Source organism: Roseibium sp., assembly GCF_965276855.1.
Lineage (GTDB): Bacteria > Pseudomonadota > Alphaproteobacteria > Rhizobiales > Stappiaceae > Roseibium.
Window position 1 is genome coordinate 1,681,696 of sequence record NZ_OZ255700.1, and the last position, 21,963, is coordinate 1,703,658.

The 21,963-nt window shown below is 57.5% G+C and carries 22 protein-coding genes; 11 read left to right on the forward strand and 11 right to left on the reverse strand.

Annotated features, from left to right (window positions below; genetic code table 11):
- The first annotated feature begins 125 nt into the window (after nucleotides 1–125).
- Complete coding sequence (locus tag ACQY4Z_RS07675) at nucleotides 126–353, forward strand: hypothetical protein (RefSeq protein ID WP_428528102.1); 228 nt, start codon at nucleotides 126–128, stop codon at nucleotides 351–353.
- Nucleotides 354–459: 106 nt separating this feature from the next.
- Complete coding sequence (locus tag ACQY4Z_RS07680) at nucleotides 460–681, forward strand: DUF2093 domain-containing protein (protein ID WP_040452894.1); 222 nt, start codon at nucleotides 460–462, stop codon at nucleotides 679–681.
- 14 nt (nucleotides 682–695) lie between these two features.
- On the opposite strand, the gene lpxK is transcribed toward ACQY4Z_RS07680, so the two are convergent.
- Genes lpxK through ACQY4Z_RS07710 form a run of 6 tightly spaced genes read right to left on the reverse strand, consistent with a single transcriptional unit; the run spans nucleotide 696 to nucleotide 6,148 of the window.
- On the reverse strand, nucleotides 696–1,718 hold the full coding sequence (gene lpxK / locus ACQY4Z_RS07685) for a tetraacyldisaccharide 4'-kinase (protein WP_428528104.1): 1,023 nt from the start codon (nucleotides 1,716–1,718) through the stop codon (nucleotides 696–698).
- Nucleotides 1,702–3,021: a 3-deoxy-D-manno-octulosonic acid transferase gene (locus tag ACQY4Z_RS07690; RefSeq protein ID WP_428528106.1), complete on the reverse strand. Its 1,320-nt coding sequence runs from the start codon at nucleotides 3,019–3,021 to the stop codon at nucleotides 1,702–1,704. The genes lpxK and ACQY4Z_RS07690 overlap by 17 nt, the downstream gene beginning before the upstream one ends.
- Entirely contained in the window at nucleotides 3,014–3,712 is a 699-nt protein-coding gene (locus ACQY4Z_RS07695; RefSeq protein WP_428528108.1) for a lysophospholipid acyltransferase family protein, read from the reverse strand. The genes ACQY4Z_RS07690 and ACQY4Z_RS07695 overlap by 8 nt, the downstream gene beginning before the upstream one ends.
- Before the next feature lie 32 nt (nucleotides 3,713–3,744).
- Nucleotides 3,745–3,984 (reverse strand): DUF4170 domain-containing protein, encoded by a 240-nt coding sequence (locus tag ACQY4Z_RS07700; protein ID WP_428528110.1) that lies wholly within the window; start codon nucleotides 3,982–3,984, stop codon nucleotides 3,745–3,747.
- A gap of 33 nt (nucleotides 3,985–4,017) precedes the next feature.
- Nucleotides 4,018–4,818 carry a 3'(2'),5'-bisphosphate nucleotidase CysQ gene (locus ACQY4Z_RS07705; protein ID WP_428528112.1) on the reverse strand — a complete coding sequence of 267 codons (801 nt, stop codon included), beginning with the start codon at nucleotides 4,816–4,818 and terminating at the stop codon, nucleotides 4,018–4,020.
- Nucleotides 4,805–6,148 (reverse strand): TldD/PmbA family protein, encoded by a 1,344-nt coding sequence (locus tag ACQY4Z_RS07710; RefSeq protein ID WP_428528114.1) that lies wholly within the window; start codon nucleotides 6,146–6,148, stop codon nucleotides 4,805–4,807. Before ACQY4Z_RS07710 ends, ACQY4Z_RS07705 begins: the two co-directional genes overlap by 14 nt.
- Before the next feature lie 309 nt (nucleotides 6,149–6,457).
- Here ACQY4Z_RS07710 and ACQY4Z_RS07715 point away from each other — a divergent pair, with 309 nt between their 5' ends.
- The gene (locus tag ACQY4Z_RS07715) at nucleotides 6,458–7,048 is read left to right on the forward strand and encodes a DUF6101 family protein (protein ID WP_428528116.1); all 591 of its coding nucleotides are present in this window, start codon (nucleotides 6,458–6,460) and stop codon (nucleotides 7,046–7,048) included.
- A 22-nt stretch (nucleotides 7,049–7,070) separates the two neighbouring features.
- Here the strand turns inward: ACQY4Z_RS07715 and ubiA are convergent, their stop codons facing one another.
- Entirely contained in the window at nucleotides 7,071–8,021 is a 951-nt protein-coding gene (ubiA, locus tag ACQY4Z_RS07720) for a 4-hydroxybenzoate octaprenyltransferase (protein WP_428528118.1), read from the reverse strand.
- 191 nt (nucleotides 8,022–8,212) lie between these two features.
- The gene (locus tag ACQY4Z_RS07725; protein ID WP_428528120.1) at nucleotides 8,213–8,674 is read right to left on the reverse strand and encodes a GNAT family N-acetyltransferase; all 462 of its coding nucleotides are present in this window, start codon (nucleotides 8,672–8,674) and stop codon (nucleotides 8,213–8,215) included.
- 165 nt (nucleotides 8,675–8,839) lie between these two features.
- Here ACQY4Z_RS07725 and purD point away from each other — a divergent pair, with 165 nt between their 5' ends.
- The 6 genes from purD (at nucleotide 8,840) to ACQY4Z_RS07755 (ending at nucleotide 16,978) form a co-directional block, all read left to right on the forward strand.
- Nucleotides 8,840–10,111, forward strand: coding sequence for a phosphoribosylamine--glycine ligase (gene purD / locus ACQY4Z_RS07730; protein ID WP_428528122.1), 1,272 nt, complete (start codon nucleotides 8,840–8,842; stop codon nucleotides 10,109–10,111).
- A gap of 77 nt (nucleotides 10,112–10,188) precedes the next feature.
- Nucleotides 10,189–11,094 (forward strand): alpha/beta fold hydrolase, encoded by a 906-nt coding sequence (locus ACQY4Z_RS07735; RefSeq protein ID WP_428528124.1) that lies wholly within the window; start codon nucleotides 10,189–10,191, stop codon nucleotides 11,092–11,094.
- Between the two features lie 289 nt (nucleotides 11,095–11,383).
- Nucleotides 11,384–14,497 (forward strand): putative bifunctional diguanylate cyclase/phosphodiesterase, encoded by a 3,114-nt coding sequence (locus ACQY4Z_RS07740; RefSeq protein ID WP_428528126.1) that lies wholly within the window; start codon nucleotides 11,384–11,386, stop codon nucleotides 14,495–14,497.
- A 121-nt stretch (nucleotides 14,498–14,618) separates the two neighbouring features.
- Entirely contained in the window at nucleotides 14,619–15,473 is an 855-nt protein-coding gene (locus ACQY4Z_RS07745) for a patatin-like phospholipase family protein (protein ID WP_428528129.1), read from the forward strand.
- A 110-nt stretch (nucleotides 15,474–15,583) separates the two neighbouring features.
- On the forward strand, nucleotides 15,584–15,925 hold the full coding sequence (locus tag ACQY4Z_RS07750; protein ID WP_428528131.1) for a hypothetical protein: 342 nt from the start codon (nucleotides 15,584–15,586) through the stop codon (nucleotides 15,923–15,925).
- Between the two features lie 192 nt (nucleotides 15,926–16,117).
- Nucleotides 16,118–16,978, forward strand: coding sequence for an MBL fold metallo-hydrolase (locus ACQY4Z_RS07755; RefSeq protein ID WP_209179371.1), 861 nt, complete (start codon nucleotides 16,118–16,120; stop codon nucleotides 16,976–16,978).
- A gap of 12 nt (nucleotides 16,979–16,990) precedes the next feature.
- Here ACQY4Z_RS07755 and rsmD read toward each other — a convergent pair whose 3' ends face one another.
- Nucleotides 16,991–17,551, reverse strand: coding sequence for a 16S rRNA (guanine(966)-N(2))-methyltransferase RsmD (gene rsmD, locus ACQY4Z_RS07760; protein WP_428528133.1), 561 nt, complete (start codon nucleotides 17,549–17,551; stop codon nucleotides 16,991–16,993).
- Complete coding sequence (locus ACQY4Z_RS07765) at nucleotides 17,548–19,044, reverse strand: pseudouridine synthase (RefSeq protein ID WP_428528135.1); 1,497 nt, start codon at nucleotides 19,042–19,044, stop codon at nucleotides 17,548–17,550. The genes rsmD and ACQY4Z_RS07765 overlap by 4 nt, the downstream gene beginning before the upstream one ends.
- A 159-nt stretch (nucleotides 19,045–19,203) precedes the next feature.
- Here ACQY4Z_RS07765 and ACQY4Z_RS07770 point away from each other — a divergent pair, with 159 nt between their 5' ends.
- Both ACQY4Z_RS07770 and ACQY4Z_RS07775 read left to right on the forward strand, forming a co-directional pair.
- Nucleotides 19,204–19,671 carry a nucleoside deaminase gene (locus tag ACQY4Z_RS07770; protein WP_428528137.1) on the forward strand — a complete coding sequence of 156 codons (468 nt, stop codon included), beginning with the start codon at nucleotides 19,204–19,206 and terminating at the stop codon, nucleotides 19,669–19,671.
- Nucleotides 19,672–19,801: 130 nt separating this feature from the next.
- Nucleotides 19,802–20,959 carry a porin gene (locus ACQY4Z_RS07775; protein WP_428528139.1) on the forward strand — a complete coding sequence of 386 codons (1,158 nt, stop codon included), beginning with the start codon at nucleotides 19,802–19,804 and terminating at the stop codon, nucleotides 20,957–20,959.
- An 89-nt stretch (nucleotides 20,960–21,048) separates the two neighbouring features.
- Here the strand turns inward: ACQY4Z_RS07775 and ACQY4Z_RS07780 are convergent, their stop codons facing one another.
- Nucleotides 21,049–21,933 (reverse strand): alpha/beta hydrolase, encoded by an 885-nt coding sequence (locus ACQY4Z_RS07780; protein ID WP_428528141.1) that lies wholly within the window; start codon nucleotides 21,931–21,933, stop codon nucleotides 21,049–21,051.
- Nucleotides 21,934–21,963 lie beyond the last annotated feature (30 nt).

The following is a 21,963-nucleotide window of genomic DNA, read 5'->3' on the forward strand; positions in this document are numbered from 1 at the left end:
GAGGCCTTGGCCAAGACAGGGCCTGTCTCTGGTCCGCCCCTTTCATCTGAAACTGCCGATAACGTGGTCCGCGTCTGTTTTTCAAAAATCCAAGCACCTGATCGGAAGACGGGATCTGCAAGGTCATGAACGGCGTTTTGATCGCCCTCCACCTGGTCGCGTGTCAGCCCAATCTGCTGATCTGTGAGGATCTGTCCGCCACCCGAGAGTATTGGGAGGATATGGACGCCTGTCAGGTTGCCCGTGAACCGGAAATGGGCCGGGTCCGGGACGATCTTCCAGACGAGACCGTTGTTATGTCCAGGTGCCGTTACACGATCGCGCCGGATGCCCGCACAGCGCCAATTTTCTAGGTGACATCGCCTTTGCAAACCGGACCGGACTTGCCGAACCCGCCCAATGTGCCATAAAGAGGCCCATGAGGACGCTAAACGTCCGGAACAAAAGCATCAGGCTACAATGAACCGCTACGAAAATCCGCGCATCCCAAGCGAAGCCCGCATCCGGTATCTCGATGGAGATTATCAGGTTGAGACGCCGGGAACCTTCGTGCGCTGCGCCGTGACGGGCACCGCGATCCCGCTGGATGAGCTGAAATACTGGTCGGTTGAACTTCAAGAACCCTATGTCGACGCTCACGCGTCCATGAAACGCTACCTGGAAACGCAGGGTAAAAACTAAACCGTTTTGCCGGTTTAGGACCTGAAAGCGCGGTTTCTCAGGCAATCCTTGATCAGGGACACCAGCCGGTCTTCCTCCGGGATCTCCATTTGCACATCTAGAACTTCAGTCTTGGCAGCGAGCCAATGGAAGATTTCGCCGCGCTGTGTGGTGATGCGCGCCATGTCCTTGGCCGTGGTAACGAGTTGCAGCCCGTCCCGATCGGACTCCGTCAACAGTTCCCGGGCATCTGCTTCGCTGAAATCATGGTGATCGGCAAACTCCCGTGTCCTTGCCACCTTGTGACCGAGATCGGTGAGGGTCTTAAAAAACTTCTGAGGCCGGCCGATGCCCGCAAAGGCCAATAGCTTTTGATCCGAGAGAGCATCGTTTGTTTCAGGAACGATATAAGCATGCAGAATCGGCAGCCCGCGCCGCCCCGCCAAATGTACGGCTTCCGAAGCCCGTTCGCCATCACCGACCAGGACCAGGCAGTTGGCCTTGACGATCTGTTTTTCCGCTGGCGCACGTAACGGTCCGGCTGGAAAACACAGACCATTGCCAAAGCCGGTCGCGCAGTCCACCAGGACCAAGCTGAGATCCTTGTGCAAAGACGGGTTCTGGAAACCATCGTCCATCAGGATCATGTCGACCGGCTGCTTTTCCAGCAATTCAGCTCCGGCCGGACGGTCTGCAGAAATCACTGTTGGCCCGGCTTGAGCCAACATCAGCGCTTCGTCGCCAACGTCCGCCGCAGTGTGTCGTGCCGGATCAACAAGCACAGGCCCTTTGAGACGCCCGCCATAGCCGCGCAACAAAAAGCCGGGCGTGTGCCCTTCCTTGAGCAATCGGTCTGCCAAGCGGAGCGCAAAAGGGGTCTTGCCGGTTCCACCGGTCACAAAATTACCGATGCAGATAACCGGCAATGCGCTTTTTGCTTTTGAATGCTGCACCATCCGGCGGCCAGCGATGAGGCCGTAGATCCAGCCAAAAGGGGCAAGCGCGAGCGCAGCCGCGCTGCGATTGGGTGTCCACCAGAAATCAGGCGCCTTGCCCATCGCCCCTCTCCATGGTGTCGGCCCGAGATGTTTCTGAAAGCATTGGCTTCAGCAAGTCAGCTGTCCGTGTCAAGGCGCCGCGTCCCTTGATGACCAGGTTCATCGCCCGGTCGACCTGCTCCTTGCGGATATCAGGGTGCTCCATGAGGCGGGCGACTTCCGCGGCAAGCTCAGCGGGCTCCGCGGCCTTTAGAGCGGCGCCGTGTTCCCAGAGGTCCTTGTAAACGGCTCTGGCGTTGGCGACTTTCGGCCCTGTAACCAGAGCCGACCCCAAAAGCACGGCTTCGACAGGATTGTGTCCACCGGCGTCGTTGAAAGAGCCCCCGAGAAATGTGACTGGCGCCAGTCTATAGAACAAACCCATTTCGCCGAGCGTGTCACCTAAATAGACCCCGGTTTCGGCGGTCACCGGATCGCCGCAGCTCCGCCGGGCCATCACGTGGCCACGTTCACTGACAAGTGCTGCCACATCATCTGCGCGGGCCGGGTGGCGGGGAACAAGGAGCAAAAGCAGGTCCGGATGTTCTTCAAGAAGACGCGCATGCGCCTTCAACGCTATTTCATCTTCGCCCGGATGCGTCAGGGCCGCCATCCAGACCGGGCGATCGCCGATTTGATCGGCAAGGTGACGGCGGTCTTCTTCATCAGCAGCTGGTTCTGACGCATCGAACTTTAAATTGCCCGGCATTTCGACGTGCCGGCATCCGAGCTTTAAGAACCGCTCCTTGTCTGCATCACTTTGCGCCAAAACCAGATCGAGACACTTGAAGATGTAGCTAGAAGTTTTCGGGGCTTTCATCCAGTTGCGCGACGAGCTCTCCGACATCCGTCCATTCAGAAGTGCAAACGGGATACCACGTTGATGCACCTCGTCGAACATGCAGGGCCAAATCTCGGATTCCACCACCATGGCCAGATCGGGCCGCCAATGATCCAAAAAGTTCGAAACGCATCCCGGCGTGTCATACGGCGTGAACTGATGAATACACGCTTCCGGCAACCGCTTTTCGGCGAGTTCAGCAGCCGTTACCGTAACACTGGTCAAAAGCACCGAGTGGCCGTCGCGTGCGAGCTGTTCGATCAGCGGCAATACAGACATGGTTTCGCCGACGCTGGCAGCGTGGATCCAAACAAGTGATCCCTTTGGCCGCGGCACTCCAGGACCACCGAAGCGCTCCCCCTTACGGCTTTCGATTTCTTTGCCGTTTGCGGCGCGCCGCCGGAACAAAAGATGCAGAAGTGGCGTCAATGCCCGTCCAAGGGCCCGGTAAAGCGTCAGGGCGATGGGGCGCCGCTCAGCCATTCGGCCTTCCGACAAGCTCGTAGACCCGGCGTGTTGCCGTGTTCAGTCCGTCTTCCACCTTCTGGCGGTAGGCTTCCAAAGCTTCATCATCCGTGTCGGACGGCACCCAGATCAGGTCACCGCCCACAATGCCGCCGCGGCCAAAAGGCAAGTTGACACTCGCCTTGTCCCAGCTGTTCAGCTCGATGCTGCGGCTCGTGGCCACTGCGACCGGCAAAATCGGACGACCGGAGTGTTTGGCGAGCTGCACAATCCCGGCCCCGGAGTGCCGAGCGGGCCCTTTCGGAACATCGGCTGTCATTGCAATGGAGTATCCGTCCTTCAGGGCCCTTACCGCCTCAATAAACCCACGCATGCCACCGCGTTTCTTGATTTGGTGCGCAGTCCGCCCGCCAGAGGCCCGGATCAATCCCATGCCCAGCTTCCGGGCCGCAATCGCATTGATCTCGCCGTCCGCAGATTTGGAGATCATCACCTTGGCCGGCCAATGCGATGGTTTGGCGAACGGCACCATGAAATGCTGTCCGTGCCACATGGCCACGATCACGGGCAGGTCCTTGTCCGTGTCTTCATGGATGGTCACAGGTTCGATGGTAAAGCGGTTCGTATAATAAACCAGCTTCAAATATCCAGCGAGCAGGGAGCCGATTGCCGAAAGAACAAGCGGATGTCGGCCGATGCGTTTTAGCATTTTTCTGTTTGCCCAGGTATGGAGCGGCGCCGTCAGCTGGCCGTGTCAGGATCCAGCAAGCGGTGCATGTGCACAATGAAATAGCGCATATGCGCATTGTCGACGGTGGCCTGCGCCTTGGCTTTCCAAGCCGTGTAAGCCTCCGCATAGTTCGGATAGATCCCGACGATGTCCAGTTCATCCAGATCGCGGAATGTCAGACCGTCGGGACTTTCCAGTTCGCCGCCGAAGACCAGATGCAGGAGTTGTTTCGGTGCTTCTATATCGCTCATGAACAGTCCTTGTTTGCCTGGATCCTCGAGGCTTTAAGCAATCAGCTTTCCCAGAACGTTGCGCACCGGCCCGCTCAGTTGCACAGGGGCTGCAACAAGTGCGGGATGGCGCGTCTTCGCGCGATTGTAAAGCAGTTGCTCACCCGACAGATCGGTCAGGGTTCCGCCAGCTTCCTGCACCAAAAGATCGGCGGCTGCAAGATCCCAATCGCTTGGCCCACCCCGTGCCGCTCCGACATCCACCCGGCCACAGGCCACCATGGCGAGCCGGTAAGCAAGAGACCGCAACACATCCGTTGCCTCAAATCCGGCCGCTTGAACGTCTTTGTTGGCGGTAATCGAATAGGGCCCGGTTAACAGGGCTCCTGACGTTTCGGTTCTGTTCGAGACCGCTATCTCATCCTTGTTCAAGGACGCCCCACTGCCTTTTGCCGCAAGGAACATTTCGTTCCGTCTTGGACAATAGACCGCGCCCGCAACAGGCCGCCCATTGTCGACAACTGCGACGGATACAGTCCACTCATCACCGCCCGCCAGGAAAGCGCGGGTTCCATCAATCGGATCCACGATGAACACGCGGTCATGCTGCAGCCGGATCGGATCGTCAGCGGTTTCTTCCGACAGCCAGCCGTAGTCCGGCCGGGCCGCGCGCAAGGTTTCACCAAGAAAACGGTCGACGGCGATGTCAGCCTCCGAGACCGGAGACTTATTTCCCTTGAACCAGGTTTCGGGATCGCGGCCGAAATAGGTCAGCGCCAGCTCACCGGCCTCCAGCGCCGCATCTTCCAAAAGCTTCAGGTCTGCTTCAAAGGCAGCAGCATCAATTCCCGGCAAGGGCCATTCCTTCAATCATGATTGAAGGGGCCGCAGCTGCATAGCGGTTGTCCAGATCGCTGCCGGGCACCATACGCTTGAACATGTCCTTCAAATTGCCTGCGATCGTTATTTCGCTGACGGGTCTGACGATCTTGCCGTTTTCGAACCAGAATCCGGCAGCTCCGCGCGAATAATCTCCGGTGAGGCCGTTTACTCCGTGACCGATCAGATCCGTCACAAGAAGGCCGTCGCCCGCGTCCGCCATCAACTCTTCCAGAGACTTTTCTCCCGGCATCAAGGTCACGTTTGTGGAGCCCGGAGACGTGCCACTGCCTGCGCGCCGGGCACGGCCGTTCGGGGTCAAACCGAGCTCTCGTGCCGAAGCCCCATCCAAATACCAGTGTTGCAAGACACCATCTTCAACCATATTCAGAACGCTCGCCTCGGTTCCCTCACCGTCGAACGGGCGGGTCGCCGCGCCGCGGCGCTTGAACGGGTCGTCAACAACCGTCAGGCCGGGAGCCAAAACCGCCTCTCCCATCTGATCCATAAGAAAGCTGGTCTTCCGCGCAACCGACGCTCCGTTTATCGCGCCGACCAGATGTCCAAGGATGCTGCGGGCCGCCCGCGCTTCATAAACCACGTTGGTGGTGCGGGTGGACAGCTTGTCCGGGTTTAATCGGCGAACAGCCCGCTCCCCGGCCCGGCGGCCAATATCAGCGGGTGCGTCGAGATCTTCAAAGAATGTCCGGCTGTCAAAATCGTAGTCACGCTCCATCGCTGTGCCATCACCGGCCACCGCCGTCATGGACATGCCGAAACGAGAAGAAAGATATGACCCCTGAAATCCATGGCTGGTAGCCATCACGACACCGGCAAGGCGCCAGGATGCCGATGCACCACCGGATTTGCTGACCCCCTCCACGCTGAGGCCCGCAGCTTCTGCTTCAAGCGCTATGTTGGTGAGTTCGTCGGCCGACAGTTGTTTGCCGTCCAAGAGCTCCAGCTCCGGTAGCTGCTTAACCAGCAAGTCCGGATCAGCAAGGCCCGCGAAGGGATCTTCCGGCGCCACCTTGGCCATGGCGACAGCGCGTTCCGCAAGATCTGACGGATTGTCCAACTGATTGGCCGACACAGCTGCACTGCGTTTTCCAACAAAAACCCGCAGCGTGACGTCATCCCCCTCGGCACGTTCGGTCTCTTCAACCTTGCCGTCCCGGACTTCAACGCCCAGAGAGACACCAGTGACTGCAATGGCATCGCAAGCGTCTGCGCCTGCATTGCGAGCTGCAGCAACCAAACGTTCGGCTCGGGATTGGAGTTCAGCTTGATCAATCAATTCGGACATTCATACCGCCTTAGTGTTGGCATACCGCCTTATGTTGGGCTGTTGTTTACGCTCCGGATGATAGAGCCGCAACCGTTGGAGGATAACTAATGGTGTGCGGCGGAACGAAAACCGATTTGCATGGAAATTGGGGCTGCATGCTGCTCTTGCCAAGCCATTATGCTCAACAGAGTGTTAGCGGGCTCGTTACACTCCAGTAACCCTCTTTAAAATCACAGTTTTTTAACCGTGTCTCTTAAGCAGATCACGACTCTTCGGTGTGTAGAGTAACTTCATCAAGAGGCCAAAAGGCCCGGTGGAGAAGTCACAGTGAAGCGTCAAACAGAACAACAGATGACACAAGCGGCCGGGATCGGCACCGAGCAGGTGCTGCATCCCGGTTGCCTCCCAATCCAGTTCCAGCAACGCCTGGAAGCCCGGCCAGGAACAACCTCCCTTCCGGCCGATATCTTTCTTGATCGCGAAAAAGCAATCATCAAGCGCCGTGTTGGCGGTCTGCCAGTCACAATCGTTGTTCCGATGCATGGTTTTGACGGCGTGATGGTGCGCATTGTTCCAGGTAATACGCCGGGAGAGATCCTCGCCAGTTTGATCCTGAAGCACCCGGACAGTGCTCTGTCTATCACACTGGTGGAAACACATTCATCCGACGAGCTGGCAACGCATTGGAGCCGCTGGGCGCAAGTCTTGTCGTTGCCCATGCTGGTGTGTGATCTCGGTGGTGCCGTCAAACCGATTGAAGCTTTTCAAGCCAACCCGGCTGCTGCCCCAGCACCACGCCGGAAACTGCGTCTCCTGACCGGCCGCCGCCCGCGCTTCCTGAATCGCCGGCAAACAGGATCACTTGGCACAGTGTCTGCGAGTTACGCTCACGAACGCGAGATCATCGCGCGGGACTGACCCTACGCCTTTCGATTTCCCGTCAGGCGAACATCCCTGAAATCAAAGCATCTGCTGTGAAGCCGATAAACAGGATCCAGCCGTAGATCTTGTTGGATCGGAACAGCTGGAGACACTGATCCCCGTCATCAATATCGATGATGACGATCTGCCAGCCAAGATGGATCGCGCCCAGAAGAATGCCAAGAAAGGCAGCCGGTCCGGCATCGGCCAAGGCTGCAGCAAGGGCAAAAAGCAAAGATGCCAGAGCGTAGAGCACGATCAGTGCAAGCCGGGTGCGATCGCCAAACAGACGAGCTGTCGACTTCACACCAACCAAGGCGTCATCTTCCTTATCCTGATGGGCATAGATCGTGTCATAGCCGATGGTCCAGCATATCCCGCCAACGTAGAGAAGGATTGGCGCCAGGGACAGCTCTCCAAAAACAGCCGCCCAGCCCATCAACGCGCCCCAGGAAAACGCGAACCCCAGGAACAGCTGCGGCCAGTTGGTGATCCGTTTCATAAACGGATAAATCGCCACCGGGATCAGCGATGCGATGCCTAGCGCAATCGAGAAGCTGTTGAATTGCACGAGGACCAGCAGGCCGACCAGCGCCTGGACCACTAGAAATATCTTCGCCTGACGTTTGCTCACTTGCCCGGCAGGGATGGGCCGGGAGCGCGTCCGCTCCACCTGGGCATCGATATCAACGTCCACAATGTCATTGTAGGTGCATCCAGCACCGCGCATTGCAACGGCACCGATCAGGAACAAGAGCATGTGCCAGGGATTCGGCCAGCTGTTGCCCGCCGCGATTGCCGCAAGCGCTGCAGACCACCAGCAAGGCCAAAGCAACAGCCACCAGCCGATCGGCCGTTCCCAGCGGGCCAAACGGGCGTAAGGGCGCAAACCCGCAGGCAGGCGAGTATCAACCCAATGCTGCTTGACCGCATCTGCAACCGGGCCGGTATCCCGGGTGGAAAAGAACATGGTGTGGTCCCTGATTGACGTTTCGCGCGTTAAGAATTCCGCCGAGTCCGCGTTTGATTTCCCGCAGCTTTACCGGCTGCGCAAATGAAAATCACCCCCAAGCGGCAATTCACACAGTAAAGCTCTGGAGATCCATTCGCGAGAGGCACAACTGACGCAGTCCGTCCCGCAAGACCAATTTGGAGCGACTCTTAGCAGCTATCGTCACTTTCCTGATCGGAATACCGAATGAGAGCGGTCCCGGAAAACCCTTCGATTTCGTACACGGCTGCGAGCGGATCATCTTCCTTTACATAGGCGACCACCACGTCCGGACCGAAGTTTTCCAAGTCGCCAATGATTGCCCGGAGAACCCGCTGGGCAAGCCCCTGCCCTTCATAGGCTTTCAGCAACTGGAGCTCCTCCAGTACCGCAAGCCGACCTCCCCACGAAACAGATTGCTGAAACGACACGCTGGCATATCCCGCTGGGTTACCACGCACATCAATCAGGTAGATCCGACCGACCGATGCATCGACAAGAAACCGGCTGATGGCACTCTCATATTGCTTGTTGAACGTCCGGCCCACCTCTTCCCGGCATGTCCGGACAATGCTGAGTATGTCCCGCCGGTTGACCGGAGACCCCAACACGACCTGCCAGGCACGGCTCATGTCCTGACCCCAGGGTTAGTGGTCATCTTGTCGGGCAACGGTACACCTCCGGCCCAATTGCGGCACCGGCGCCGGCATGTTAGACCGCGCCTCACTTGCGGAAGCGGCCCTGCTGGCCCCAACATCCGCTCCCCTTCTTGTTGATGCATGTGAGATTGGCATTTCATGAAAGTTCTCCTGATCGGATCCGGTGGCCGCGAGCACTCCCTTGCCTGGGCCTTGGCGAAATCCCAGAAGCTCACAAAGCTTTATGCTGCTCCCGGGAATGCCGGCATTGCCGCACATGCAGAGCTCACCGATCTGGACGTTTCTGACCATGCAGCCGTGATCACCTTTTGCCGCGACAAGCAGATCGAGTTTGTTGTCGTCGGTCCGGAAGCTCCACTCGTCGCCGGGCTGGTGGATGATCTGGACGCTGCGGGCATCAAGGCTTTTGGTCCAACCAAAGCCGCCGCGCAGCTCGAGGGCTCCAAGGCCTTTACAAAGGCTGTCTGCGATGAAGCGAACATCCCGACGGCCAGTTATGGCCGGTTCGACAATGCTGCGGAGGCCCTGGATCACGTGCGCATAAAAGGCGCCCCCATCGTCATCAAGGCGGACGGCCTGGCAGCCGGCAAAGGCGTCGTGGTCGCCATGACACTTGCGGATGCGGAAGCTGCCGTTACGGATTGTTTTGATGGCTCCTTCGGCGCGGCGGGTTCGGAAGTCGTGATCGAAGAGTTCCTGGAAGGCGAAGAAGCGAGCTTCTTTGTCCTATCCGACGGCATCAACGCGCTGCCTCTGGCAACGGCGCAGGATCACAAGCGGGCCTATGACGGCGACGAAGGCCCGAACACGGGCGGCATGGGAGCCTATTCCCCGGCTCCGGTTCTCACCGATGCTCTGGTTGCAGAGGTGATGCGTTCCATCATCGAGCCGACAATCGCAACGTTGTCCAAGCGTGGAACACCGTTCAAGGGCGTTCTCTACGCGGGCCTGATGATCACATCGGACGGACCCAAACTGATCGAATACAACACGCGCTTTGGCGATCCGGAGTGCCAGGTGCTGATGATGCGCCTGAAAAGCGATCTTCTGGACCTGATGATCGCGAGCGCGGACGGCACACTCGATCAAACCCAAGCCGACTGGCAGGATGATGTTGCATTGACCGTTGTTATGGCTGCCAAGGGGTATCCGGGCGCTTATGAAAAGGGCACGGAGATCAAAGGCTTGAATGCCATTTCATCTGATGAAGCCGAAGTCTTTCACGCCGGAACAAAGTCCGATGGCGACAAGATCCTTGCAAATGGCGGCCGCGTTTTGAACGTCACGGCGCTTGGTACATCGGTGAAGGACGCACAGGAAACTGCCTACAAGGCCGTGTCGAAAGTCGATTGGCCAGAAGGTTTTTGCCGGTCCGATATCGGCTGGCGCGCTGTCGCGCGTGAGAACTGAATTAGCCCAATAGACCGATAGCCACAAACGTCTCAGATAAATAGGCTCCTCCCGACGACTCATGTTGGGAGGATACTGTGGGCGACACACTGCCAGACCTGTTTCCAGGTTTCGAAAGCCATTTCATCGAAACGGCGCAAGGGCCCATTTTCTGCCGGACGGGCGGCAATGGCCCGGCGCTCTTACTGGTGCACGGCTATCCGCAGTCACATGTGATCTGGCACAAGATCGCAACCGATCTTGCCAAGTCCTTCACGCTCGTCATGCCGGATCTTCCCGGATACGGGCAGTCCGTCGTTCCTCCCTTGAGTGACGATCATGCTGCCTACTCCAAGCGGACCATGGCCCAGACTATGGCCGAGGTCATGGTTCATCTTGGTCACGAGAAATTTGGCGCTGTCGGTCATGACCGCGGCGGACGTGTGGTCTACCGCATGGCGCTCGACATGCCCGATCGGCTTTCTGGCGCTGCGGTTCTCGATATCCTGCCGACCTTTGACTACTGGAACCATCTTGACCGCACCTTCGCACTGAAGATCTATCATTGGGCATTTCTGGCCCAACCAGCGCCCTTTCCTGAAAACATGATTGCCGCCGACCCAATCCCGTTCCTGGAACACAAACTTTCCAGCTGGAGTGCGGTAAAGAACCTGTCGCCGTTCTCTGAGGGCGCGCTTCAGCATACACGCGCTTGGTTTTCAGATCCGGCGCGCATCGCGGCAAGCTGCGAGGACTACCGGGCCGGGGCGCATATCGATTACGATCATGATGCGGAGGACCGCCGGAAAGATAAAACCATCCCCCTACCGTTTCTTGCGTTGTGGGGCGAACAGGGGATTGCGGCCAGTATAGAAGATCCGCTGGCAACCTGGCAGACATGGTGTCCTCACGCCAAAGGTAAGGCGATTAAGGGCGGACATTTCCTGCCGGAAGAGTCACCAAAAGAAATCGTGCAGGAGATACTCGAATTCTTTTCCTTGTAGAAAATACCAAAGTATAAAAAATCAAATTCCAGCTTCAACCAAACTTGCTGAGCATAAATGCGCATGGTGTTAAGCTGTTAAAATGCTGTGCTTTTCAGTGAAAGTCCTTAATTTTCTTAACACTCTTATTCAATGCAATTTAACGAATACCCGCTATCGATAATTATGGCAGGGACTCTTCCTATCTGATTGGCGCCATCTGGGCTGCCGGAATTTAAGGATAGTGCCTGACGAGATGCGGGGGGCAACCGTGCGCAACGGTTGAAGGTTTGGCGTGGTTGAGCGGAGTATGCGGGACACCGAAGTGAAACGGTCCGGATATCATTTTCTCGATACTGTGGAATCCCGGTTGGATCACATCGCCGCTCAATGGAGCGACGATGGCGCTCGGATTGAACGCCCGCTTAAAGCTGTCTTTATTGGTTTTCTGGCGCTCATCGTTTGCATTCTAACGCTCCAGAACATCGTCACTGAAGTCGCACGGCTGCAAGTTCCATTTGATCGAGTGCAGTCCGCTTCCAAAAAGCTGGTCCATCAGGAACAGCAGCGCAATGCCCAGGCTCTTGCAACGCTCACAGACCGTTTGACGTCCGATGAAAATCTGACTTCGGCGATGGTCAAGAATGATCCCGCGTCTGTTGCGCTTTATGCAGAGCGTGCTTTTGAGACCTTCAACGGCAAAGAGGGTCTTTACCGGTTGGCAGTCTACGGACCTGATCATTCGGTTCTGTACCGAAAAGGTCCTACGGCAGCCACTTTGAAAACCTCGTCTGACATGACCGGAAACGACGATCATGTGAGTGCGCCGCGTGTCTCCAACAGCCTCGAATACGATCAGGCTGGAACCATTGTGGTTCGCAGCACAGAACCTTTGGTGCATGAGGGTCGGCTGCTCGGCTATCTCGATTTAAGTTCCAGTATCGAAACCCATCTGATGCATTTGAGTTCTGCCGTGAACGGCAAGATCCTCAAAACCGGCGGGCCGGTAACCGCTGCGTCCACCGCCGGTTCCAGCGAGCAGAACGCACAAGTAGCATCAGCCGCTGTGCCATTGCTGTTCAAGGAAGATGACAAGGTTCTGATGACAGAGGGCCTGACTCTTCCATTGGCAAATGCTACGCCGGGCTCGAAAATCATGCTGCAGCGAGACGTTACAGCTGCTGCGAACGCCTTTTTCAAAACCACCCTTGTCGTGCTGCTTGTCAGCTTGGGCTTCGCGATCCTTGCCTGGGTTGTCATGCAGCGTCTCCTGGCCCGGCTTCAACGCAGAATTGGCCGGACGTGGTCCAGCCTGGAAGAAGCCGTCAGTTCCAACACAAAGGAACTTGAACGCAGCCGTGCCCAGCTTCTTGAGGCGCAAGCGATTGCCTCAATTGGCAGCTGGGAGTGCGATCTCAGCACGAAAGAGATCTCTGCCTCGGAAGAGTTTTTCCGGATTACCGGGATTTCGCCTACGACAGCGTCTGGCAATCTGCTTGAGCAATTGATCGAGCGCGTGCCAGCAACCGATTTGCCCCGGGTCAAGTCAGTCATTCATCATGCTCTCGCGCAATGCCAGCCTTTTGATCTGGAGCATTCGATTTTGAGAGCTGATGGCTCGCTTGCACGGATCCACACCAAAGGGCGTGTCTTCAAAGGCGAAAATGGCCGGAGCGTCCGGGGTATCGGGACAGTCCACGACATTACGGAACGGTCCAACACTGAACGCCAGAACACGCTGATGGCAAAGATCCTCGAAACGTCGCTTAACGAGATCTATGTCCTCAACGCGGATACCTACCAAGTTGAATACGCAAACGCCTGCGCGATTACGAATCTCGGCTACACGCTGACCGAGCTGCAAAATCTGACGCTTTGGGACATCAATCAGGAGTTCAGCCAGTCCACCATTGCCGAAAAACTTGTTCCCCTGGCAGAGGGCACAGAGGCCAATATCGCAGGCGAAGCCCAGCAGCGCCGGAAGGATGGAACGGATTACCCGGTTGACTTCCAAATCCAGATGGTGCGTGACCAGGGCCGCAATCGCATTGTCGCTATGGCGAACGACATCTCCGATCGGGTGCAACGGGAATCCGAAACACGGGACGCCAAGGAACGGGCCGAGCGCCTTGCCTATTTTGATCCGCTGACAAAACTCTCAAACCGCGCCGGCTGCCAGCGGGATGCGAGCAAGCGGTTTGCAAAACCTGAAAAACCAGCGTTCCTCATCCATGTCGATATGGACAATTTCAAACGGGTCAATGACACGCTTGGGCACCTGGCCGGTGATTATTGCCTTGCGGAAACGGGACGCCGCCTGCGCGAAGTCAGCCGCGGGCTTGGGACACCTTACCGTTGGGGCGGTGATGAGTTTGTTATTCTGGCCAATTCCTCGGAATCCGACCCGAATGAACTGTGTGAGCGTGCCCGCCGGTTGATGCGTGCCCCGATGGAGTATAACGGCACAACCTTCTGGCCGACGGTCAGCATGGGGATCGCCCTTTGCCCGGACCACGGCACCGACTTCGACACGCTTCTGGTAAATGCGGACCTTGCCCTTTACCGGTCCAAACACAGCGGCAAAGACCGGTTCACATTCTACTCATCTGATCTGCAGTCCGTGAACGACAAGGAAGCGGAACTTGAACGCGAGCTGCATATGGCGGCCCAGCGGGACGAATTTTTCCTCGTCTTCCAGCCACAGGTCAACATGCGCACGCACAAAGTGGTCGGGGTAGAAGCGCTTGTTCGCTGGCAGCATCCGGAGCGCGGTGTCGTCTCACCAGGCGACTTCCTGCCAGTCGTTGAGAAGACCGGCTTTGCCGCCATCCTTGGAGAAATTGTTCTCGACAAGGCCTTCGCAGCGGCCAAATCCTGGCAGGACGCCGGGCTGGATTTCGGCCGGATCTCCGTCAACGTTTCACCGGCGCATCTATCCTCCGGCATGCTGTTCGATCAGTTTAAGTCCGCTATGAAGCGGCATGATCTGGCACCTGAACGGATCACTGCAGAGGTGTTGGAGTCGGTATTCCTGGACGACCATAAGTCGGGTCACCTGTCGACACTCAAGGACCTTTACGAGATGGGCGTGCATGTGGAGCTGGACGATTTCGGCACCGGATATGCCTCACTCACCCATGTGGTCGATCTGCCGATCAACGGTTTGAAAATTGACCGCTCATTCACCCAGCAGCTGCTCGAAGACGATCGCAAGGAAATCCTGATCAACCAGCTGATCCATCTGGCCCGCTCGTTGAACATCTCGGTTGTTTGCGAGGGCGTTGAGACAGAAGAGCAATATGACCGCTTGCGCATGATGGGCGATTTTGCAGTCCAGGGCTTCCTTATTGCCAAGCCCCTGCGTTTCGAAGACGCCACCAACTGGATGTCGGAAACCGCAGAAGACCTCTACTTCGTATTTTAGGGTCCCCACCTCCAGCCGTCACACTGCTGACGTTATGATCAGGCAACGAGTGGCCAAAGGGCCGTTCGGCGACACGACGTCTCCGACACCCGCCGTATAATCAACAGAGGTATCGGGCCACATGTTGCAGAATGCGTCGCATCCCAAGATCGGTCTGGCCCTTGGTGGTGGTGGCGCAAGGGGCCTTGCCCACATTCCCGTTCTTGAGGCGTTTGACGATCTGGGGATCAGACCCCACAAAATCGCTGGAACATCTATCGGCGCGATCTTTGGGGCAGGCTATTCTGCCGGGCACAGCGGTGAGGATCTGCGCGCGATCGCGCTGGACTTGTTTGCCGACAGCAATAAAGTCCTCTCGCGCTTTTGGAAACTTGGCCCCAAACGCATCCGGGATCTCTTCCGTGCCGGGCCGGTCCAATTCGACCCCGTCGGTGTGCTGGACGCCTTTGTCGCCGAGCATCTGCCACCCCTATTTGAAGACCTCGATGTCCCCTTGCGAATCCTGGCAACCGATTATTTCGGCTGCACCGAGGTCGATTTCGAAACCGGCCCGCTGCTACCCGCTATTGCAGCCTCTATTTCGATTCCAGCCGTTTTCCGTCCTGTCCGGCATCAGGGAAGATTTCTGATCGACGGGGGTGTTGTAAATCCGTTGCCCTTCGATGGTCTGCGGGAAGAGTGCGATTTTGTAGTCGCGGTTGACGTTGTCGGTGCCCCGGTTCCACGCTCAAATCCGGCTGACATCAGCATGCTGGACTCGATTTTCGGATCTTCGCAGATCCTGATGCAGACGATCACGGCGCAAAAACTCAAGCTGGATCAACCAGATATCCTAATCCGCCCACAGCACGACAACACCCGCGTTCTCGACTTTTTGAAAGCAGGTGCAATTCTGGAAAAGTCTGAGTCCTTGCGCGGTGTGACCCGGGCCAAGCTGACAGAACTGCTAAATACAACAAGCGATTCCATCAAATAATCTCAAATACTATTCAAGCAATTTCCCTCGCTTAATTTACCGACTGTGGATACTTAAGACTCAATTAACTGAATTTCGCGATCCTTCTCTATGAACCGAGGAGTAGAGCAATGCCGATGGCAAAGGGATCTGCAGATTTAGAGACATGCCCCGTCACGGATGACATCCTGAAGAAACTTTTGGATTCTGCCCTGAACGCGACGGCTGAGATCACTGGCCAATGGCCGGCTGCACAACGCGCAGCAATGGCAGTTTACTGTTACAGGCGCGCGCATTTACGCCGGCTCGGCTTGCAGCTCGCTGCGCAATGCGAACAAGCCGACCTGGTACGCGAAGCCGGAACAGCCGGCGAAATGATCTACTTGCAATCCAGGGCCGCAGGTGCGGCGACAGATGATCTGAAGACACGGCCCCGCGGCACAAGACCGCCTGTAAGCCTGCATATCGTTTGATTGAGTTCCCGGGGCGGGTCCTTCCTCCCACCTGCCCCCACCTGGCAACCGTCCAACAGGCCGGTTGCCTTTTCTTTGGGCAAATGATTGTCCAACCGATCAAATTCCTCGCGATCACCCATAATTCCTTGCCGGTCTTGCCTGAAAGCCTAGTATTATTTGGGTGACACTCGCGAGTGGGGATCGTTCAGCATGTGGCAGTCCATCCATTGCATCCGACCAGCTACCTGGTTTCGTCGACGCTTTGAAAGCAATGCGGCGTTCCTTCTCACCTTCTTTTCGGCAATTCTCTTTGCTGGCCCTGCTCTGGCGATCTGCCAGGTCGTCGCCGATGCACCGTACAAGCCGTTGCGGCCGGGCGAAGTCCGGGTGTGGAACGCCAATCTGGAGCCAGATCAAGTCAGCATTCGCTACATCGGGCATTCTACCTTTGAGCTGGAAACCCCCCAAGGGATCCGCATCGCAACCGACTACAACGACATTTACCGTCCGTTTCTTCCGCCGACGATCGCCACGATGAACGGAGCCCACAGCACCCACTATTCGCTGAACCCTGACCCGAACATCGAACATCTTCTGTATGGCTGGAACCGGAACGGCGGGCCTATGGATCATGATATCTTTGTTGGCGATGTTCGCGTTCGAAATATTCAAACCAACATTCGTGGCTGGGATGGGGAGAGCCGCCGGCTCGGCAACTCAATCTTTATCTTTGAAGCCGCGGATTTGTGCCTTGCCCACTTGGGGCATTTGCATCACCGGCTGACGGAAAACGATTTATTGCGCCTTGGGCAGATTGATGTCGTTTTCGCCGCCATTGACAACTCTTCGACCCTTAGACTCGACAGCCTTATGGACGTGCTGGCAGCCATCAGTCCATCGATGATCATTCCGATGCATTTTCATTTCGCTGGGGCCCTTCCGGCATTCATGGGCCGGGCAACGGAACAGGGCTACCGGATCGTCCGTGCGGAGACTTCAAGTGTGACCGTGAGCCGTAGCACCCTGCCAGCGGAAAAAACGGTCTACATCATGATGCCCGGCGGAGCATAGATCAGAACGCGATTACTCCTGATCAAACCGCAAAAACAGAACCTGACTGTCACCGGCCTTGCGCCGGTCGAGTTCGGTGAACCCTTCCGGGACTTCAACATCGGCAGAGCTCCGCTCCTCAAGAATGCAGATCGCGCCTGGCTTCAGCCACCCGCCTCTCGCAGCAGAAACGAGTGCCCGCTCTCCCAGCCCCTTGTCATAAGGCGGGTCAGCGAAAACCAAATCGAAGGGTTCAATCGTTCCCGGTTCGCCGAGCTTTGTCGCATCCCGTCGGAATATCTTGGCCGCGCCATTGAGCCCGAGGCTTTCCATATTCCGGCGGATGACACCACGCGGTTCAGCGGCTTCTTCGATAAAGGTACAGTGCCGCGCACCACGGCTGATGGCCTCAAAACCGAGCGCTCCGGTGCCGGCAAAAAGGTCGAGGACCCGGCATCCATCAATCTCGAACTCAAGCCCATGCGCAAGGATATTGAAGACAGTTTCGCGTAACCGGTCGCTGGTTGGCCGCGTGGCATTTGACTTGGGCGCTGCCAATGCAGCGCCCTTGAAACGTCCGGCAACTATTCTCACGAACGGTCTCCGCGGCGCGGCGGACGACCACCGCGATCCGGACGGCCGCCACGGTCTGGACGGCCACTGCGGCCTGACCGGTCGCCCCGATCCGGGCGGTCACCACGGCCTGCGCGATCCCGCCCTTCTGACCGTCCACCTTGATCTGAGCGATTGCCGCGCTCTGGCCGGTCGCCGCGGAACGGACGGTCTTCGCGAGGTCCGCCCTTCCGATCACCCTTATCGCGGTTTGTGCGACGCTCCTGCTGTTTGTCCTCAACGAGGCCTTCATCTCCCCAAATCCGGCGTTGCGGCAAGGTCGGACGCTCTTCGTTGTAATCCTTGCGAAACCGCGGTTCGGACGTCATGCGGAATTTTGACCGCGGTGAGACTTTCTCCCGGCGCGGCCCTTCGTTTCTCCGCTTGCCCTGTTTTGGGCCACCGTCGTCGCTCCGCGAGGTTTTCTTTCGATCTGTCGCCGACTTGCCTTCACGGGCCGTCAGCCATTTGCCCTGGCCCTTTTCCGAGGAGCCATCCCGGCCACCGCTGCGCGGACCGGACCTTTTCTTGTCCTCTTCGTGCTTCGGCATATGGAAGATCGGCGCATCGAAGTCGGCGCCTGCCTCTTCCGCCAAGGCATCTCCCAGTTGGTCGCGAAGAACACGGCCGCGAATTTCTCGCACATCGCCTTCGGCCAGATCCATAAGCTGGAATGGACCATAGGATAGGCGGATCAGCCGGTTGACCGACATCCCCAGATGTTCAAGGACGCGTTTGACTTCGCGGTTCTTGCCCTCTCGCAGACCAACCGTCATCCAGACATTGCCGCCCTGTTCCTTGTCCAGTGTCGCCTCGATCGCGCCATAGAGCACGCCGTCAATCGCCACACCGTCATTCAAGGTATCAAGTTCGGCCTGTGTAATCTTGCCAAAGGCCCGCACGCGGTAGCGGCGCAGCCAACCGGTCGCAGGCAATTCCAGGACCCGGGCAAGACCGCCATCATTGGTCAGCAGCAACAAGCCTTCGGTATTGATGTCGAGACGCCCAACGGTCAAGACCCGCGGAAGATCATCCGGCAGGCGGTCGAACACGGTCGGCCGACCTTCCGGATCTTTGTTGGTCGTCACCAGGCCGCGCGGCTTGTGGTAGAGCCACAGCCGTGTCCGTTCGCGCATCGGCAGAGGTTCGCCGTCCACCAGAACCTTGTCCTTGCCGGTGACCGTGACTGCTGGCGTGGTCAATACCTTGCCATTGACCTCGACCCGGCCGTTCATGATCCAGGTCTCAGCCTCTCGGCGGGAGCACAAGCCGGCACGGGCCATGACCTTGGCGATGCGTTCGCCGCTGTCTGTGTCAGGAATGGTTACGCGCGGTGCGTCACCCGCCTCGCCGGCTTTGGGAGCGGATTTGCGCGGCCCCGCCTTGCGCGGACCGCGGTTGTCTGCTGCGCGTTTGGGTCGGTTCCGGCCGTTGTCCGGGCCAGACCGTTTCGGAGGGAATTTCTTTGTCGTCATAGGCGCGTCATAGCAGAGCAGAACGCGTTCGGGAATCGCTTGTTTTCACCATTTCAAAGTAATCGTGCCAGAAGCCAGCATTCGGAACCAAAATTCTCCTTTTTTGCAGCTGACGGATCCGCCTTGCCGCCTTAAAACGGCGGATATGGAAAAGACGGCATGACCTCTCAAGACAACAACTTTGCCGAAAAGACCTTCATGGATATCGCCCTGGAGGAAGCTGCGGCGGCTGCGGAACGCGGTGAAGTCCCCGTGGGTGCCGTTCTGGTGCGCAACGGGGAGATCTTGGCCCGGGACGGCAACCGGACCCTGGAACTGAGCGATCCGACCGCTCATGCCGAAGTTCTGGTTATCCGCGCGGCCTGCGCCGCGCTACATTCCCAGCGACTTCCGGAGTGCGATCTTTATGTGACGCTGGAGCCATGCGCCATGTGCGCCGGCGCCATTTCCTTTGCCCGGATCCGCCGGCTTTATTATGGTGCCGGAGACGAAAAGGGCGGCGCTGTCGACCACGGAACACGCTTTTTCTGCCAGCCTATTTGCCACCATGCCCCTGAGACCTATGCCGGGATAGGAGAACGCCCATCGGTAGCCCTCCTAAAGGGATTTTTCCAAGGCCGACGCTGACCACACTCTGTTGCTCAATTGCAACGAAGCACAGTTGAATTCACGAACACCGAGAGTATGCTGAAAACTGTCGTGCCAGACACGCTTTGGTAATGGCTCGTGAACCGTGAAACTGTCGAGACATCGTGTCATGATCAGATCCGCCATCATTGGAGCGAGCATGGTGTTGCTCTCCGGCCCCGCGTTTGCGGCCGATCTTCCCGTCGCACCGGAACCAATAGATTATCTGCGGATCTGCGACGCTTATGGAAACCGGTTCTTTTATTTGCCCGGCACGGAAACCTGTTTGCGCATTGGTGGTAGGGTCCGTGTTGGATATCGTTTGAACAATTACGGTAGCGGCCCCAACAATTGGTCCGACAAGACGCAGAATTCCAGTTCTTTTCTTGCCCGCGGATACAGCTATCTGGATTCGCGTACGGCAACGGAATACGGAATGCTGCGCACCTACAACGCCGTTTTCGTCACAAACGTAGATGACGCAAATTCCGTTGTTCTGGAATACAGTTTTATCCAGTTGGGCGGCTTCACATTCGGCCGGGCCCAATCCTTCTGGGACTTCTGGACAGGCTATTCCTTTGGCGCCCGGGTTACATCCTACTCCGACACCAAATCGAACGTTGCAGCCTACACCCATGCATTTGGCAACGGATTTTCTGCCAGCCTATCAATCGAAAGCCCGGTTTCCCGCCGGGTGGAACTGATTTCTCCGAACGCCAACGGGTATGGCGGCTTTAGAATCCCGGATGCTGTCGCCAACATCCGGATTGATCAGGCCTGGGGCTCCGCGCAAGTTATGGGCGCATTGCACCAGGTCTACTTCGTTGACACGGCCGCGGATTCTGCGGTGGGCTGGGCTGTCGGAGCCGGCGCGGAGATCAAGGTTCCCTTCCTTGGCGGCCGGGACAAGATTGCACTGCAGGTTGGGTATTCTGACGGCGCCAGCCGGTTTCCGCTCGACAGTTGGAATAGGCGGATTACCGACGCCATCAATGTTGGCGGATCCACCAAGACGACCAAGACGTGGAACATTGGAGGCGGTTGGCGTCACGCCGTGACCGACACGCTTAGTGCCAACCTTGAAGGTGGATACCACACGGTCGATGCCGCCCTGGACAGTTATGATTTCAATCAATGGACCTTGACCGGAAATCTCGTGTGGTCACCGGTTTCCAGTCTGGATATTGGCGCTGAAATGCAATACCGGAACGTCGATTTCGATAGAGCTTCCGGGCTTTCCGATACGGATGAAATCTACACAACGCTTCGGGTTCAGAAGACGTTTTGAGCCGCGGGGAAGACCTCAAGCAGCACCGCGCAGTGCGTGACGCACACGGATATTCCTGATCACTGTTCGGTTTTGGTCTTCGCCCAAACTCAACAGGCGCGCGTTGCGACCTTCGAGGTGCAGTAAGCGTCTTGGACCGCGTCCCAGAGACCGTTGCCCCAAAGACCGCTGTGACTGACGCCTTCAACGATCTTGAGTGTCTTCGGCTCAGGCGCCAGCTCGTACAAGCGTTCTCCGTGCGCCACAGGGATCACCCGGTCATCCGTTCCATGCACGATGAGAACCGGGCTTTGAATATTCTGAATCCGCTCCCGTGTCGGCATTGGATCTTTCATGAGCACTGACACGGGCAACCAGGGATATTGCGCGGACGCAATGTCGACCAGAGCTGTATAGGGCGCTTCCAGGACGAGCAACCCGGCGTCGGGGCGCTGTTCTGCGACGGCAGTGGCAACGCCAGTGCCCAAGCTCTCCCCGTGCACGATGACCGGTCTGCCAGTTGCCGAGGCTCTGTCAAAATGCTCCAGCGCATCCCGAATAAATGCTGCCTCGGACGGTGACCCTTCACTGCCCGGATAGCCGCGATAACTCGGCGCATAGAGCCCGAAGCCACTGTCCAGAACCTGCGCAAAGCGCTTGTGGCGCGTGGACAAATTGCTGGAGTTGCCGTGGAAATACAGAACGACTGGCGTGTTTTCACGCCCCTCAGACGTCCAGACGGTCACGTTGGTGCCGTCTTGCATTGTGACCGATTCAACGGTGACGTTCTCCAGCCCCGTTGCGCCGGGCGTCTCAAGCTCACCGGTCGGGACAAAGACGAAATTCCGCTGATTGAGGTACATGTAGCCAGCCGCAATGCCGTAGGCGATCGCGCCAGCGACCAGGACCTTTCTGACGGTCCTGCCAACCTTCCGCGCGGTTTCCGTGCCGTCCGGTGCAGGCGGTGTGCTGTTGTTGCTGTCTTCTGCGGTCATTCCGGTCTCCGTACGGTTGCCGATCTCGCC